The sequence below is a fragment of the Carboxylicivirga mesophila genome (assembly GCF_018271975.1).
In the GTDB taxonomy this organism is placed as follows: Bacteria; Bacteroidota; Bacteroidia; order Bacteroidales; family Marinilabiliaceae; genus Carboxylicivirga; species Carboxylicivirga mesophila.
Genome location: NZ_JAGUCN010000004.1, coordinates 178217 through 194229 on the forward strand (window position 1 = coordinate 178217; position 16013 = coordinate 194229).

Here is a 16013-nt window from a genome sequence, read left to right on the forward strand (position 1 = left end):
GGTAGCTGGCTTTTTTAGCTACAGGCATATCGGTTGTCACCTTCGCATGCCAACATATGTTTTTGTCATGTCGGTAGGAACACAAATAATATAATCGGCTTTTCCAAGGTATTCATCACTCAGCTTATCAATCTCATCCTGCGATACCGTGGTGATGGTTTTCATCTGAATTCCCGGTTGGTATATTTGCAGGTATTTACGAATGCCTCCATTATCATCGGAATGGAAGCTGCCATTATAATGGATAAACAGGTGTCCGGCAGTGAAATTTTTGGTGATAAAAAAGCCCATTGTTGCATCTTTAATGGCTTGCGCTTTGGCTATTAATAATGGACTTTTGCCCATCATACCGCCCATTTTAGCCATAAGTACCGAGTCCGGGTCAAATTCGATGGGCAATGGGGCAATAAATCGTTTGGCTTCATCACTCAGTTTACCGAGTGTATCAATACCTTTTTTGTGAACAATGGATGCATATCGCCTTGGTATGTTAGTGGCCACAAAGTTTACAGCTGAATCTTTAGCAAAGCGGATGAGTGGCTCATAATCTGTATCGTAATTGCTCCACAAACGGCATTCGGCTTCAAATTTATCTCTGGAGATAAAGTCATTCAAATATTCATCAATAATGAGCTGATTGTCGGCCTCAAACATTTCGGCACCCATTATAAGTTTACCATTCATGGAATCATAAAGCGATTTGGTCACTTCCAGTTCCAGCCAATGGGCTATGGGGTTGTTGTGGTACTCACCAAAAAGCACGACTTCGGCGTTGCTCAGTTGCTGAATCATTTTTTTGTATTTGACTTCCTTGCCCTGTGAATCAAACAGTTTATAAGCGGGTTTATCAGGCTTAAAGGAGCTAAGTGACAGAAAGCAGATGGTTAAAAGCAGGAATGTGTAGTTTTTCATGGTGGGTTTATTTACCTGTGTTATCTATAGGTAAATAAACAATAACTCGGTGAAAAGTTTAGTTGATATGGGTTTCTTCATCAGATATTTACAGGGTTACATGATGAGCCGCTTCACTTTATTAGTTACAGAATCAGGTTTTTGCATCAATGGGTTATCAATCAGTACCAGTTCATCCCACTGCCCATTGTTAAGTTGCTCAAAAGGGAAGGTGCTAATTTGATTATTGTTTAAATAGATATTTGTCAGCTTGGCGGCTTTGATAAGGTGGTGGCAGTCGGTGGTGATGCTATTGTTGGTGAGATCGATCAGTATAAGTTGTTTCATAAGAGCTATTTGGGCGGGTATTTTCTGATACTGGTTTTGCCCCAGGTAAAGCTTTGTAAGTTTTTTCAATTGAACAATTCTACCTGGTAGTGACGCCAAATTATTAATTCTGGCATCCAGGTATTCAAGTTTTGTCAATTTACCGATGTCATCAGGTAATTGTTCAAGCTCGTTTTCTCTGATGTCGAGGTATTGCAGGTGTTTCAAGTCAAAAATTTCAGAAGGTACCTTACCGTTCAATCTAGCTTTGAAGATACTAAGGTGAGTTACCTGCTCATGTTCATTGAGGACATAACCTTTGGTAATCCAGCTAACTTTTTTAATTGGTTTTAATGGCCGCTGGAGTTGCTGGTTAAGGCGCTTGATGGTATTGAGATCTGACATGTATTCTGATAGTTTGTGGTCTAATATACTAAAGGCACATCACGCAGAAAAGTCTACATGCCATTATTTAATGGCTGCAATTTTAATCAATTGCTTATTAAATTCCACTTGATCACCAACAATACATCCTTTCAAAGCCTGGCCTATTGGCGAAGCCAATGAAAGGGCATAATAGGTGGTATTGTCGATAATAATTTTGCCCATAGCTACCGATATGAAGTAATTTCCGCTATTGGTGTAAATTAAGCTTCCAAATTCAACTGATTCAGGTGATTTGTCCGGATTGATTTGTTTCAGCTCATTTTTAATACGCAAGTGCTGGCCAAGTTGATTTTGTTGTTTATTTAGTTCTATTTGCATCATTTCGCGGCCTGTCTCAAACTTGTCACCTGCACTACTTTTAGTGTCATTTTTCATGGCCTCTGAGATGTCTGCAATAGTTGTGTTTAGCGTTTGTATTTTATTATCAACTTGTCGCAGTAATTCCTCTAATATTGATAGTTTGATGGACTTATCTTTTTTCATGGCCAATCTTTTTTAAAGCTTCTGATAGTTGCTTACTATCGGCATAGAGTTCATCGGCTCCAGCTTCGAGCAGTACTTGATCATTAAGTTTACCTGTATTGACTGCAATGGTGTATAATCCGGCAGCTTTGGCAGATGCAATACCCATAGGAGCATTCTCAACCACAATGCATTCGTTTTTATTATAACCACTGCGCTCCCAGGCTTTAAGATATGGTTCCGGGTGTGGCTTGCCCTGTTCAACATCTGCTCCGCTTATTATGCATGCAGCATCAATTGCAAAATCTGTATTAAGCTTACTAACCAGGGCCGGTTGTCGCGAACCGGTAACGACAAATATTTTAATACCGCAGTTCTTTAGCTGGTGTATTAATTCTTGCATGTGCGGGAAGATGGTTGCAGCAGGTCTTTTATTCATTAGTGCTGTTTTGAGCTGGTAGGCAGCTTCTTCCTCTTCTTTGGTAGGTTGTCTGTTAAGGTATTTCTGAAAAGCAATGCGGATGGTTGAATACCCTGTTCGACCTTCATTCATATAGGCTTCTTCAGGTTGGAAATCAATTCCAAACTCTTTCAAACTATTAATCCAGGTGTATTCGTGGTTAGGCATTGAATCGTATAGTACCCCATCCATGTCGAAAAATATGGCTCTAATTGCAGATGCTTCCATGATTGTATTTTTAGCAGGCGCTAAAATACATATCTTCTTTCAAATGCTTCAACTTAGATAGGATGGTTCGTTTTTCTTTTATTTAAGTAAAAGAAGTGTTAAAAATACCTAAATATAGGTGTATGTACCTAGGTTGACAACTACCTATAGTATATCTTGCAAATCCAACTGTATGAATATGGAAGACTTGCGATTAAATATTCAGATTGAAAATTTAATTAAAAGCAGAGCTGAACTTAACCAGGCACTAATTAAACTACTGCGAGAAATTGATGCCATGAATAAAAAAGGTAGAGTGCCTGATGAAGAAAAATTATCTGAAATCCGGAAGGTTATTCTGTAGCCAATTATTTTCTTTATTTCTGCTAGGCAAATCTGGCTATATGGTCAGTTGAGTCATGTCACTGCTCTCTTTTAGTTTGCGGGCCTATGATGAAATATGACGCTTAGTTTAGTATATTTTAGTTAATTTGCGTCATATTTTGCAGATATGACCATTAATATAGACTCGGAATTAAAAGAGAAACTACACGCCTTAGTGCTTGGCGGTATTATTGTTGAGGTTAATGTTACCGAATCGGACGAATTGCAGAAAGTGCTTGCAGGTGAGATAGAAAAGCTTGAAAAATATCATACAGCAGAGTCAATTCGTGAATTGCCTACCGTTAAAGCCAATAAAAATGCTTACCGTACATTAGGTAAAGATCCTAACCGTTATCGGGTGGCTGCCGAAGCTTTATTGCGCAGGGTGGCCAATGGGAAAGGATTATACCATATCAATAATGTGGTTGATATACTTAATCTTATATCAGTGAAAACCGGTTATTCAATCTGTGGCTATGACTATGACACCATCGTTGGTGATGTGGTGATGGGTATTGGCAGACAGGAAGAACCGTATCAGGGAATCGGCAGGGGAGATGTTAATATTGAGCGTTTGCCGGTTTTCAGAGATCAGCAAGGCGCTTTCGGCAATCCTACCAGTGATTCTATGCGTACTATGGTGACCGGTAATACTAAACGCTTTCTGATGCTGATTATTGGTTTCGATGGTCAGGAACCGCTTAATAGTGCCTTGAGTGAGGCGGTGCGTTTACTGCAATTATATGCTCAAGGTAATGAGTTGGAACGGTTTTTTGTACAGTAGAGTTATAGCAAAAAATATATTTAAATGTGGGGAATAATGCGATGTGGTATATTCCCAATTGATTGAAGCAGCAAGGAATGGTTAAAGTTTGTGCGATTGCGTCGGGGAGTAACGGCAATTGTTATTACATTGGAACAGAAAAGGAAGCAATACTGGTAGATGCAGGTATTTCGCGTCGTCAGATTATGAAGCGCATGAAAGAATTGCGCCTGGATATTTCCAGAGTGAAGAGTGTGTTTATATCACACGAGCATTCGGATCATATCAGGGGCTTACGGGTGTTGTGCGATATGCACGGGATTGATGCCTATCTGACCCGTGATACATTACATAAGGCACATCGTAACTATCATCCGAAGACTGCTCACGTTTTCAACGCTGGCGACATAATCAATGTTGGAGGATTTAAGGTACACACCTTTACTAAACAACATGATGCAATTGATCCGGTAAGTTTTCGAGTTGAAGTTGAAGGATTAAGTGTAGGTGTAATGACTGATATTGGTGCTGTTTGTAATAATTTAAAGCTCCACCTGGAGCAGTGTCATATTGCTTTCCTGGAAAGTAACTATGATGAGCAGCTGCTTGAAGAGGGGCCATATCCATACCATTTAAAGCAGCGCGTTAAGTCTGATAAAGGACATTTAAGTAACAAGCAAGCTGTTGATTTAGTCGAGCGGCTTGAAAAAGCGGATCTAAATACCATATTTCTGTCGCATATATCTGCAGATAACAATCGTGTGGAGATTGCCTTAAAAGCCTTTGAACATTTAAGCAAAAAGTACCGTATTTTACCGACCAATCGTTATGCACCTTCTGAGTTAGTGACTGTGGGTGAAGAACAGTTGGCATTGTTTGGTTAGCATTGGGAGCATTGAACTGTCAAATTGCTTTGTGAACATTGGATTTTAAGCTTCGAATAAATCATCTTAAAAATCATCAGATAAATAGTTAAACATACATTATGAATTCAATCATCAACGCAGACCAGCATTTTTTAGTATTAGCAATGGTGACAGGAGCAGCAGCTTTTGGTATCTGGTCAGAGCATAAAAAGTGGTTTGGTAAGGTATCAGGTATTTTAGTCACCATGATTTCCATGTCTCTGCTCGCAATGCTCGGAGTCGTGCCGGTTGGTTCAGGTACGGGTGTGTCAGTGCCTGTATACGATATGGTTTTTGATTATTTTATTCCCATATCCATACCGTTACTATTGTTGAGTTCAAATATTGTGAAAATCATCAAAGAGAGCGGTAAATTACTGTTGGCTTTTATTGTTGGAGCTGTGGGAGTTGTTATTGGATGTTTCATAGCTTTTTATATTATTGATTTGGGTGATGATGCAGGCAATACCGCCGGAGTTATTGCAGCTACGTTAGTAGGTGGTAGTATCAACTTTGTTGCAACAGGCGAAACGCTTAATTTTAGCACTAATCCGTACTTTTCAGCAACCATTGCAGTTGATAATTTTGCAGCTAACTTATATGTGCTGTTTCTTTTTCTAGTGCCGGCACTGGCTTTCTTAAAGCGATTTTGGGCGCCCGTAAAAGAGGATGTTTCTGAGAAGGAATCGGTCGGTGTCAATCAATCGCCTATTACGATGGAAAGAATTGGTGTGACACTATTTTTGGCAGTTTTAATTGCAGCTGGCGGAGGTTTGTTGGCGCCATACTTGCAGCAGTTATTTGGCACCGAACTTAATCTTGGTATACTGGTTATTACTTTGTTGTCGTTGTTGGTGGCTAACCTGTTTCCTAAAAAGCTAATGCACCTCGAGCATACGGCCTTTAGCATTGGCTTGTGGATGATGTATGCCTTTTTGGCTGTCATTGGAGCCTCTACCAATATTTACGAGGTACTGAAGGTGGGGCCGTCACTGTTGCTTTTTTATCTCATAATTATGGTCTTTCATTTTCTGTTTTTAATGGTGACAGCACGTGTGTTAAAGCTCAATGTTTATGAGGTAATCGTATCATCAGCTGCTAATATAATGGGGCCTTCGGTGGCCGCACCCATGGCGGCTTCATTGGGACAAAAAAAGATGGTAACACCTGCCATATTGGTGGGTATCCTTGGGTATGTTATCGGCACTTTTATTGGAGTGAGTATAGCTTTAACATTGGCATGACAATAGCCGCAATCTAAATATAATAGTTATCGTCGAATTATATATTGTTCCTATTTTTCTCATTGAATTCAGTATATTTGGCTTGGCTCTTATTTAGGGATTTGTTACATCCCTGTAATAGCTCTGAGAACCTATAAACTTAAAATATTTTACAATGAAGAAAAATGTTATGGCTTCAATTGCAGCTATTGTGCTAATGCAATTGAGCGTTTCTTGTCAAAAGCCAATTCCGGCCGATTTATCTAAAGTTAACCTTATTCCTGCACCAGTTCAGTTAAATGCTACTGGTAGTTCGTTTCAATTAAACGAAAGTACTAATATTTATGTAACAGAAGGGAATGAAGCTATAAGGAGAATGGCTCAAGTATTAGCTGGCCAAGTAGAGAGTTTGACTGGATTAAAGTTGCAAGTGTCTGAAATTCCTGAGTTACCGGTGAAGGGTATTAGCCTAACTGTTGGAAGTGCGGATAAAGAGCTGGGTAGTGAGGGGTATAAACTATCTGTTAATGAACGACTGGTTGCACTAAATGCAAATGAAGTGGAAGGTGTATTCAGAGGTGTTCAATCGTTGGTGCAGATGCTTGGCGTTAATGGCAAAATGCAGGAGCATTGGTTGATTCCGTCAGGTGATATTACTGACTATCCACAATATGCTTACCGCGGAATGATGCTGGACGTGGCTCGTCATTTCTTTTCGGTGGATGATGTTAAGCGCGTGATTGATCTGGCGGCCATCTACAAGCTGAATGTGTTACATCTTCACCTGACTGATGATCAGGGATGGCGATTAGAAATTAAATCGTGGCCAAAGCTCACAACTATAGGAGGAAGTACTGAAGTTGGAGGAGGAGAAGGCGGCTTTTATACACAGGAAGACTATAAGGAGATTGTTCGCTATGCCAATCAACGTTACATTACAATTGTGCCTGAGATAGATATGCCTGGCCATACAAATGCAGCTGTTGTGGCTTATCCTGAACTAAATGGAAATGGTAAGAAAGCTGAATTATATACCGGCACTGAGGTAGGCTTTAGTACTCTGGCAACGCAGAAGGAAGTGACTTACCAGTTTGTGGATGATGTGATTCGTGAATTGGCAGCTATTACAGATGGACCTTACATTCATATTGGTGGGGATGAGTCACACGTAACCAAAGAGAAAGACTATGTATACTTTATCAACCGGGCTAAAGATATTGTGAAGAAATACAATAAAACAATGATTGGCTGGGATGAAATTGCCCATGCCAATGTGGATGATACTGATATTGTGCAGTACTGGGCAAAAGATGAGAATGCTAAGCTGGGGGTGAAGAAGGGAGCTAAAGTACTAATGTCGCCTTCGAAGCGCACTTATTTGGATATGAAATATGATTCAACCACGCACATTGGATTAGATTGGGCGGCAATGATTGAAGTGGATCAGTCGTATAACTGGACTTTGGAAACGCTGGTTGATGGTATTGGTAAGGAAAATATACTGGGTATCGAATCGCCATTGTGGACTGAGACCGTGGAGACAATGGATGACATCGAATACCTTGTTTTTCCTCGTTTAATTGGCCATGCCGAGATTGGGTGGTCGCCTGCTGCTCATCTTAACTGGGAAAATTATAAACAGCGTTTAGCTAAGCATGGAAATTTCCTGCAAACACTTGATGTCAATTTTTATCAATCGTCGCAAGTTCCTTGGGAGCTTGAGTAAAGCATTTATTAATCTAAAATTAGTTGAAGCCTGTAGCGTTTGTTACAGGCTTTTCTTTTGCGCTTACATTTTAACACTTTTTATATCCTTTTATCAGTTTAAGGTATAACTTTTCATAATACCTGCCGTTATATTTGCAGAATAGGGAATATCAAGCTGTCAGCTGAGTAAAATCCGATAAAACAAACACAATTTCAGACTCCTGGTATATTTACATCGCTAAAATCAAAGTAAAAATAGGTATTTGAATACTTTAAATTCTCATTACTACTTTTACAAGATGATGTTGATGTTTTCGTTTGTTACTTGTGAAAAATAATGAGTTTTAAGGATTGTTAATTCAGCTAATGCTTATTGTAATTAATAAGGGGAAAGTAATATGAGTGATTTAACAATTGAATTTATTAAAACAGGTATCACTATACCGGTTGCAATTCTAATTCTTCGATTGATTTTTAAGAAATCAATCATGTTCAAATTCAGTATGCTAACGGTTTCATTTACCATATTTGTGGTTTTTATGAAAACGATTGAGTTCTATGAAGCATCCTTTTGGCAATATATTGTTACACCGCTCAATGTTTTAGTAGGTATTGTCCTGTTTGTGTATATCAACAAAATGCTTCGAAAGCCACTAGATAAAGCCATTGGTGAGCTTGGTAAACTATCAGATGGTCAGTTGGTGTTGGATATTGAAGAGGTAGATTCAAAAAATGAATTAGGGATGCTCAATAACTCGCTTAAGAAATTGTCAGAGAAACTTCGAGTAGTGCTGCAGGATATAGCCAGCGGGGCTGAAGTAGTTTTACAGGCGAGTCATAAGCTCAATGGTACAGCAGAAGAATTATCCACTGGTTCAGCCGAGCAGGCGTCGTCCCTCGAAGAAGTATCGACCACCATTGAAGAGTTTGCTGGCAATGTGGCTAGCAATACCGATAATGCCAAGCAAACCTCTGCTATTGCTCAACAATCATCATTGGGCGTTGCCAATGTATCGGAAATGTCAGATAAAAGCTACTCAGCTGTTAGTGCTATTTCAGAAAAAGTGATGGTTATTAACGAGATTGCGATTCAAACAAATATACTGGCCTTAAATGCAGCTGTTGAGGCAGCACGTGCTGGTGATATGGGTAAAGGTTTTGCAGTAGTGGCTGGTGAGGTACGTAAGCTGGCAGAGAATAGTAAAAAGGCAGCAGATGAGATTGTTGTAATGGCTGAATCAACACGGGAGCAAACACAATTAGCCAATAACTTGCTTACTGATATGAAACCTCAGATTGAGAAAACCTCTGGTTTGGTAGGGGAGATTGCAGCTGCCAGTTATGAGCAGAACAATGGCGTTGAACAGGTAAATGGCGCTATCCAACAGCTAAACGCCACAACTCAGCAGAATGCAGCTGCTGCAGAAGAATTAGCCGCTAACTCCGAGGAGCTAACGGGGCAGGCCGAAAGCCTTAAGCAGGCTATCGCTTTCTTTAAGCTCTAAGATATTAATCTGAGGGAGAGTTGGCCAGTCTGAATGCATTGGTCAACTAATTTTATTCTTTTACACTGAAAAACGAGAAATGGACCTTTCCATATTTCTTTACCTCTGTGAAGTATGGGTGATCTACGAATGATTTTTTATCTGAATGCTCCAGAATAAAAACGCCATCTTCCTTTAATAGCTTGTTTTCAAAAAAGAGATCGGGTATTTCATCAAAGTTTTTCAGATCAAAAGGCGGATCGGCAAACACTAAGTCGTAGGTCATACTGTCTTTCTGTATATACTTAAAAACATCGGCTTTAATCACCTTAATTGTATCCGATAGCTCAAACTCTTTAAGCATTGACTTGATAAAGCTAAAGTGTTTGTAATTAAGTTCTACAGTGGTAATGTTGGGGCAACCTCTTGATGCGAATTCGTAAGATATACTTCCTGTACCACCAAATAAGTCCAATACACTTAAATCCTCAAAATCAATTCGATTATTTAGCACATTAAACAAGCTTTCGCGGGCTATGTCGGTCGTAGGACGTGCCGAAAAGCTTTTGGGCGGGGAGAAACGTCTGCCTTTAAGAGTGCCACTGATTATACGCATATAGCCAGATTAAACAGGTTGTGAAACATTAGTTTGTCGCTTTCTTTGATACGCATGCCGTGACTAAATTTAAAGTGTGGTGTTGGAGCCACGGTTTTAGCCTGGCGCAGATAATTTTTTAGTTCTTTATAAAGCGGATTTTGCTTATCACTTAAGCCATGTACCAATACGTTTGTTTTATCAGCCTCCAGCTTTAGCTGCTCAAATGTAAATAGTACAAAATACAGAAAATCGTTAATGTTACTATAGGCATATGAGTTGCACAATGCCATTTTTCGATCTCTGATGACCAATACATCAAAAAACTTATCATGTATACCTATGTGCATAACAGTTTCCTGCTTTCTCTGCTGGCTGGCAATAAGGCAGGCCTCAACAAATGGCGAATAATGCTGATAAAACTCTATGCTCTCAAACTGGGTTTTAACCAGGTGATACATAAACTGCGGAATGCTGAACAGGTTCCACGCATCGGCCATTTTAATCTTTTGTGCAACTATCTCAATAGGGGCTTCTTCTTTTGAATGGTTGAGCGAATAAAGCTCAGCATACCTGCCCGAATCATACAAAGCTGTTGGAACAAGCGTTGCTTTTGCCGACTCATATAGGAAAAATACCTTTTTGTAGGGGAGTTGCAATAGTTCTTCCTTCAACAGAACTTCTTGCGTTTTGATATTATCCTTGCTGGTGTCAACAAAAGGTATATTGGCAAAAGCAATATAAGTATTGGTGACAGGGTCAAGTACACAAAAAGAAAGTCCACCCGATGATGATCGGATGGACAAAAAATATGATGTTGTAATACTTGCGTCAAAAGACGGATCTACAACGTATGTCTTGGTCATATAATTATTCCCAGTTACCAGCGTTATTGTTAGCAGCTTCTAATGAACCAACTTTAAGACCAGGATATCTTTCCAATTTCTCAGTCTTGTCGTTTAAGTTGATTATTTCCTGAGCTTCAAGACCTGCCAGGTAAATGTTGTTGTGCACTTTCGCCTCAAATACCTGTACTTTAACACCAGAACCAGTTTCTACAACACCTGCGCCCATTTCATACATTTTTCCACCTTCAACAAATGGAATGTACTTTAATGAATCAACAGGGTATTCAGCTGGGAATAGAGAGTCTTTTACACTTACACGAATCGTATCACGGCTGATAATACCCAGCGCCAATGCTTTAATTTCTGTCATACCTGCTTCACGCATACTATCAGTTAAACTACCTTCTTTTTTAACCAATGGAAGCGAGTCGTTCAGGATGAAGTTAATCAATGTATCAAAGCTACCTGTATATTTATTATAAACAGATTTATAAGCTACCTGTGCATCTCTTGTTAAAATCAGTTTTTCAACGTTAGCATTTTTTCTAATCTCATGCTGCTCTTGAAAACGGATTGGCTTATTGATACTTTCAACACAGTAGTAACCTAGCGCGATAATTGCAATAGTAAGAACAATCTGAATAACTGTTTTCATTATCTTCGGATTTTTGTTTTAGTTTGAAGTCACAAATTTAAAAAAAAAATCATATTACGGTTTTTAAATAGCTTTTATCTACATTAAAAATGCTAAATAAACATATATCAACCTTAATTAAGCATCAATTTACCTTCGAACCTACCAGTTCACAGGAGCAATTAATCAATGGATTAGGTCATTTTATTACAGAAGAGGCAACTTCTTCCGTTTGTTTGATAAAAGGTTATGCTGGTACCGGAAAAACTTCGTTAATGAAAGCATTTACCGATGTTTTAGAAGATTTGAAGATGCCTTTTCAATTGATGGCACCAACCGGGCGTGCAGCTAAAGTACTAAGCAGTTATACCGGAAAGCCGGCTTATACGATTCATAAGCTTATCTATCGCCGGCAGTCGTCTACTGATGACTTTTCAGCCTTTCACTTAAATTATAATAAAGCTCGCGAAGCGGTATTTATAGTTGATGAAGCTTCGATGATATCTAATAGTAGTCTGGAGTATACTATGTTTGGTACCGGGCGCTTACTTGAGGATTTACTGAATTTCGTATTCAGTAATGAACGGTGTAAGTTGGTAATAATTGGTGATGTGGCGCAGCTTCCGCCAGTAGGTTTTGAGGAGAGTCCGGCCCTTGATAAACTTTATCTGGAAAGTTTAGGGATGCAGGTGCATGAGTATTTTTTAAGTGAGGTTGTTAGGCAGCAGGAGGATAGCGGGATATTATATAATGCCACCAAACTGCGCTTTATGTTAGATGAAGGAGTGTTTGAACCTACTTTCCCAGCCTTGGAAACCAGGGGGTATGATGATTTTAAACGACTAAGTGGAGAGGAGCTGATAGATGAACTAAACTGGTGCCAGGAGAATTATGGTCTGGACGAAACATTGGTAGTTTGCCGCTCCAATAAGCGGGCGAACCTCTTTAATAAGGGAATAAGAGGCAGTATTTTGTATCGCGAAGAAGAACTGACAGTCACCGATCACCTGTTGATAATGAAGAATAACTACTACTGGCTGAAGGATAGTAAAGAAGCCGATTTTATCGCAAACGGCGATATTGCTGAAGTGATTCGTATCAACGGTTATGAGGAATTGTACGACCGGCGCTTTGCTAACGTTACCCTGCGATTAACTGATTACGAACACCTGGAGGTGGATGTGAAAATTATATTAGATGCTCTACATACAGATACAGCTGGTTTCTCGAAAGAAGAGCAGGAGGCCTTTTTCTATAATGTGATGGAAGATTATGAAGCCGAAAAGTCTCAGCGCAAAAAGTATGAGAAAATTAAGGAAAATCCGTATTACAACGCTTTACAGGTTAAATATGCCTATGCCATGACTTGCCATAAGTCGCAAGGCGGGCAATGGAAAGCCGTTTTTGTCGATCAGGGTTATATTCCTGAGGAGCAAATGGGTACCGGTTATTTTCGCTGGTTATATACTGCAATCACCCGAGCCACTGAAAAGGTGTACCTGGTTAATTTCAAAGATGAGTTTTTTGAGGATTGATTCAGGGAAAGTGCATTTGAACAGAATTCAAAATTTTATACAACTAATTTTACCAATTAACTCAAATTGTTTCATTATTCGGAATTGAAAATTGGTGTAATCGCGAACTTTGTGGATAAAAGTGGAAATATAACCGATCGATATTTTAAAGGCGAAATCCCTCACGATTAATTGAGTGAGTTTATCATTGCATAGGAAATTATAAGGGTGTAAAATGTTCATGGGCATTTGCCAGGTCAAAACTGTAATAGATGGCGTGTTGCTGGTATGCCGGGTTTTACATTGATTCTCATTAGAAACTGGTGCCTATAGTTTCGGGTAAGTAGGGGTGTTCCTGTTACTGCTTTTGTCCTGCCTTAAGAAAAGTGTTGATTTTTATGGTAGGTGTTTAAGTTGTTTGATAATGTAAAGCAGTAGTTGGATTAGATTTGCTTTTGGTAGAGCTGTAGGGGTGTAAATATATTTAATAGGTGTATGTAGGTTTATTACTGGCTGTGTGGTTGGTATAATGTGTTAGAGGCTGCATAAAGTCTTGTAAAATAGGGTTTAATGGCTGGTGTGTGCTAGTATCTGTTTCAGTCGGGTTATTTGGTTTGATGTATATTTCTTAACAAAAAAACAGCATCTGATATGATGTTTTATAGTTTGATTTGTATATATTAGATGTTGACATAAAGTTATATGAATAATATAAGTAATATCGAAATTCGATTAATATATAATGTAAAACCAAACCAAATGTTAAAAAATCTAGTTCTAATTGTAATCGCATTAAGCTTTAGTTTAGTGTCATGTAACAAAGATGATGATCCACATCCCATTGTAGGTGCCTGGATAACAATTGATAGTTCCAACGGCGGTGTGAATTTCGAAGAAACTATCATATTTTATGCCTCTAAGAAAGTTGATTTCATTGTGGATTATAGCATCGATTTAGGCGGTGGAGATGTATATTCTGATATTATTAAGTTGTCGGGAACCTACTCGGTGAGTAACAATGTGGTAAAGATGGAGCTTGATGATGAAGTCATAGTGGTGAGCTATAAGATTGATGGAGATGCACTGACTCTTACCTTTGCTGCAGATGGTCGTGAGGTTGTCTATACACGAATAGAGTGATTTTTAGTGGCCAGATTTAATTTTCTTAAGCAAAGTGGAAGTGAGTTCATGCAGATACGCTATGAATATCTATATAACCCTTGTCTCTGTGGTGCCAGTTAATTTATATATCGGTTCTTTAAGCTGGTTTACAATGATGACCGAAATCTCTTTCCTGAAAGAGTTGGTCGCGACGAGCAAACCCCGAAGGCTTCTTTGTGAGTAAAGAAGCTCGTGGGTAAACTCCCACAGTTTCCTTTTTGATGAAATAAGCTGTGTTAGCAAACTCCCAAGGCTTCTTTTTGATGAATGAAGCTCATGGGCAAACATCTAAAGCTTCCATTGGTAAGAATGAAACGGACGTGCTTCACAATTCATGGACAGGCTTTCAATATCCGTTTAATTGTCCATCGAAAAGGTGATGGTAAATAATTCGGTGATCAGGAGGCTAATGACGAAGTGCGTGATGCAAAAATACGCGCCATTCAGTATCTAACGCAGGACTTTTTACATCATCCCGATGCTGGTATTAAGGCCGCTGTCTAGGCTGTTAGCAAGGTTTTTGAAAAATACGGACTGGATATGGTGAGTTAAGCGTATAACGAGCAGTCGGCCTTAATGGTTTCGCTGCTCCGTGAGCTGGAGTCCGATGAGCTTAAGCCCCACGTTGAGGCATTACCGGGTTTGGCTGTTATTATCGGCGAACTTTTGGTGGCCCAAAGCGCATTTGAAGCATCGCAGCTGACTTAACTGGGCAATAAAGCGGATGAAGGCATGCAGCCCAAAGCCACAGAGCTTAAGAGGCAGGTGGTGAAAATCATCAATGGCAAACTGGTGGTGTACCTGCGCGCCATGGTGCAGGTCGATGCGGCCAGGTATGGTAATTTTGGCTGGCTGGTGCAGGAGATCATCTAGTCTAATAACAACACCGTAAAGCAACGTCGGAAGAGTCACGTAAATAGTGAGGTGTAGCCTTAATGTTTCTCAGGATTGCATCCTTCTTGGAAGATGTAAAACAAAGATGTGATCCCTTTTGTCAGGTTACTGAACTATAAACCCCAAAAAACATCTCAAGACTTATTGTTTTAACAATAGCAATGAAACAAATATTAATACTAATGCTGATGTTGTCACTGGTACTTACATCATGTGATAAAGACGAAGAGAAAGAGACAACAGTTGATGTTAATATTATTGGTGCCTGGGAGCGCTATAAAGAATGCACGGGTGTTGATGGTAACTGGTCTGAAGTGTTAGTGTTTAATGATGGTGGCACCGGTTCTCAAGTATATGAGGAGAATTTTAATGGTGAATATACTGAAGGCAAATGAGAGTTTACCTGCATAATAAATGGTAGAAACATGACGCCTAAGTTGTCTGCTATTTTACTTTTGAGGATGAAGTGGTATTCGGTCATTTGAGTGATGAGCCGGAAACATATAAGCGCAAGTAGTTTATTAAGAATGACGAAAGAAAAGGCTGTCTGCACAATGCGGACAGCCTTTTCTGTATTATAGTTTTTGTTTTTGCTTCGTTGGGTTAATGTTATTAATAATTGATACCCATTTATTGCCTGTGTGCAATTCATCCTCAAGTTGGAGGGCGTTTTCGGCCACATAAAGAGGACAAGTGTAATTGGTATCACCTGCCTTGGTCGAGAAGCATAGCTCCAGCCTGTCGGTCACTGTTTCGCTTGTTTTGTCGAACTTAACAGTGTGACTGCTGCTTTGCAGCCAGCATTTTTTCATCTCATTCAAAGGTATGCAGTAGGTGATAGATGCATTGTTTTTAGCTGTTTTTTGTACAAAAAACACATGCTTTTTCGATAAGGCTAGGCCAATGGCAAATTGAGGCTGGATATCGTATTCTGATAGTTCACTCCCTGTTTGAGTGGCTAGTTGTTTCAATGTTGAAAGCAGAGCTTTGGTTTCTTTTTTATTGGATAGGCTCAATATTACAACAGGTATAACAAAAGCACTAAGCATAACAATGCCAATTATGGTTGTTGATAAATCCATTTCGTTTAATTTTATATGATTAATA

General features: G+C 39.3%; 19 protein-coding genes. 11 read left to right on the plus strand and 8 right to left on the minus strand.

Annotated elements, in window-relative coordinates; all coding sequences use genetic code 11:
- Nucleotides 1-36: 36 nt before the first annotated feature.
- The 4 genes from KEM09_RS05485 to KEM09_RS05500 all read right to left on the minus strand — a co-directional run bounded on the left by KEM09_RS05485 (nucleotide 37) and on the right by KEM09_RS05500 (nucleotide 2815).
- A complete protein-coding gene (locus KEM09_RS05485) occupies nucleotides 37-912 on the minus strand; it encodes a ChaN family lipoprotein (RefSeq protein ID WP_212226530.1) in 876 nt (291 codons plus the stop codon).
- A gap of 96 nt (nucleotides 913-1008) precedes the next feature.
- On the minus strand, nucleotides 1009-1623 hold the full coding sequence (locus tag KEM09_RS05490; RefSeq protein WP_212226532.1) for a leucine-rich repeat domain-containing protein: 615 nt from the start codon (nucleotides 1621-1623) through the stop codon (nucleotides 1009-1011).
- Between the two features lie 63 nt (nucleotides 1624-1686).
- Nucleotides 1687-2148 (minus strand): hypothetical protein, encoded by a 462-nt coding sequence (locus tag KEM09_RS05495; RefSeq protein WP_212226536.1) that lies wholly within the window; start codon nucleotides 2146-2148, stop codon nucleotides 1687-1689.
- Nucleotides 2135-2815 carry an inorganic diphosphatase gene (locus KEM09_RS05500; protein WP_212226537.1) on the minus strand — a complete coding sequence of 227 codons (681 nt, stop codon included), beginning with the start codon at nucleotides 2813-2815 and terminating at the stop codon, nucleotides 2135-2137. Before KEM09_RS05500 ends, KEM09_RS05495 begins: the two co-directional genes overlap by 14 nt.
- Nucleotides 2816-2987: 172 nt before the next feature.
- Between KEM09_RS05500 and KEM09_RS05505 the strand changes: the two genes are divergently transcribed.
- From KEM09_RS05505 to KEM09_RS05530, 6 genes are all read left to right on the plus strand, one after another.
- Entirely contained in the window at nucleotides 2988-3158 is a 171-nt protein-coding gene (locus KEM09_RS05505) for a hypothetical protein (RefSeq protein WP_212226538.1), read from the plus strand.
- Nucleotides 3159-3305: 147 nt separating this feature from the next.
- Complete coding sequence (locus tag KEM09_RS05510) at nucleotides 3306-3962, plus strand: B3/B4 domain-containing protein (protein WP_212226539.1); 657 nt, start codon at nucleotides 3306-3308, stop codon at nucleotides 3960-3962.
- Between the two features lie 77 nt (nucleotides 3963-4039).
- Nucleotides 4040-4825, plus strand: a complete 786-nt coding sequence (locus tag KEM09_RS05515; protein ID WP_212226541.1) for an MBL fold metallo-hydrolase — start codon at nucleotides 4040-4042, stop codon at nucleotides 4823-4825.
- Between the two features lie 101 nt (nucleotides 4826-4926).
- Nucleotides 4927-6090 (plus strand): DUF819 family protein, encoded by a 1164-nt coding sequence (locus KEM09_RS05520; protein WP_212226542.1) that lies wholly within the window; start codon nucleotides 4927-4929, stop codon nucleotides 6088-6090.
- Between the two features lie 154 nt (nucleotides 6091-6244).
- Nucleotides 6245-7795, plus strand: coding sequence for a beta-N-acetylhexosaminidase (locus KEM09_RS05525; protein WP_212226544.1), 1551 nt, complete (start codon nucleotides 6245-6247; stop codon nucleotides 7793-7795).
- A gap of 379 nt (nucleotides 7796-8174) precedes the next feature.
- The gene (locus KEM09_RS05530) at nucleotides 8175-9281 is read left to right on the plus strand and encodes a methyl-accepting chemotaxis protein (protein WP_212226545.1); all 1107 of its coding nucleotides are present in this window, start codon (nucleotides 8175-8177) and stop codon (nucleotides 9279-9281) included.
- Nucleotides 9282-9333: 52 nt separating this feature from the next.
- Here KEM09_RS05530 and rsmD read toward each other — a convergent pair whose 3' ends face one another.
- The 3 genes from rsmD to KEM09_RS05545 are packed head-to-tail and all read right to left on the minus strand — an operon-like array spanning nucleotide 9334 to nucleotide 11358.
- Nucleotides 9334-9876: a 16S rRNA (guanine(966)-N(2))-methyltransferase RsmD gene (gene rsmD, locus KEM09_RS05535; protein WP_212226546.1), complete on the minus strand. Its 543-nt coding sequence runs from the start codon at nucleotides 9874-9876 to the stop codon at nucleotides 9334-9336.
- Nucleotides 9867-10721, minus strand: coding sequence for a DUF3822 family protein (locus KEM09_RS05540; RefSeq protein ID WP_212226547.1), 855 nt, complete (start codon nucleotides 10719-10721; stop codon nucleotides 9867-9869). The genes rsmD and KEM09_RS05540 overlap by 10 nt, the downstream gene beginning before the upstream one ends.
- A 4-nt stretch (nucleotides 10722-10725) precedes the next feature.
- Entirely contained in the window at nucleotides 10726-11358 is a 633-nt protein-coding gene (locus KEM09_RS05545; RefSeq protein ID WP_212226548.1) for a hypothetical protein, read from the minus strand.
- 89 nt (nucleotides 11359-11447) lie between these two features.
- On the opposite strand from KEM09_RS05545, the gene KEM09_RS05550 reads away from it, so the two are divergent.
- The 5 genes from KEM09_RS05550 (at nucleotide 11448) to KEM09_RS05565 (ending at nucleotide 15301) form a co-directional block, all read left to right on the plus strand.
- On the plus strand, nucleotides 11448-12872 hold the full coding sequence (locus tag KEM09_RS05550) for an ATP-dependent DNA helicase (protein WP_212226549.1): 1425 nt from the start codon (nucleotides 11448-11450) through the stop codon (nucleotides 12870-12872).
- 738 nt (nucleotides 12873-13610) lie between these two features.
- On the plus strand, nucleotides 13611-13991 hold the full coding sequence (locus tag KEM09_RS05555; RefSeq protein WP_212226550.1) for an META domain-containing protein: 381 nt from the start codon (nucleotides 13611-13613) through the stop codon (nucleotides 13989-13991).
- 597 nt (nucleotides 13992-14588) lie between these two features.
- Nucleotides 14589-14720 (plus strand): hypothetical protein, encoded by a 132-nt coding sequence (locus KEM09_RS22005; protein ID WP_280516721.1) that lies wholly within the window; start codon nucleotides 14589-14591, stop codon nucleotides 14718-14720.
- A gap of 24 nt (nucleotides 14721-14744) precedes the next feature.
- On the plus strand, nucleotides 14745-14885 hold the full coding sequence (locus KEM09_RS05560) for a hypothetical protein (protein WP_212226551.1): 141 nt from the start codon (nucleotides 14745-14747) through the stop codon (nucleotides 14883-14885).
- Between the two features lie 182 nt (nucleotides 14886-15067).
- Nucleotides 15068-15301, plus strand: coding sequence for a hypothetical protein (locus KEM09_RS05565; RefSeq protein ID WP_212226552.1), 234 nt, complete (start codon nucleotides 15068-15070; stop codon nucleotides 15299-15301).
- A 180-nt stretch (nucleotides 15302-15481) separates the two neighbouring features.
- On the opposite strand, the gene KEM09_RS05570 is transcribed toward KEM09_RS05565, so the two are convergent.
- Nucleotides 15482-15988 (minus strand): hypothetical protein, encoded by a 507-nt coding sequence (locus KEM09_RS05570; protein WP_212226555.1) that lies wholly within the window; start codon nucleotides 15986-15988, stop codon nucleotides 15482-15484.
- Between the last annotated feature and the right edge of the window lie 25 nt (nucleotides 15989-16013).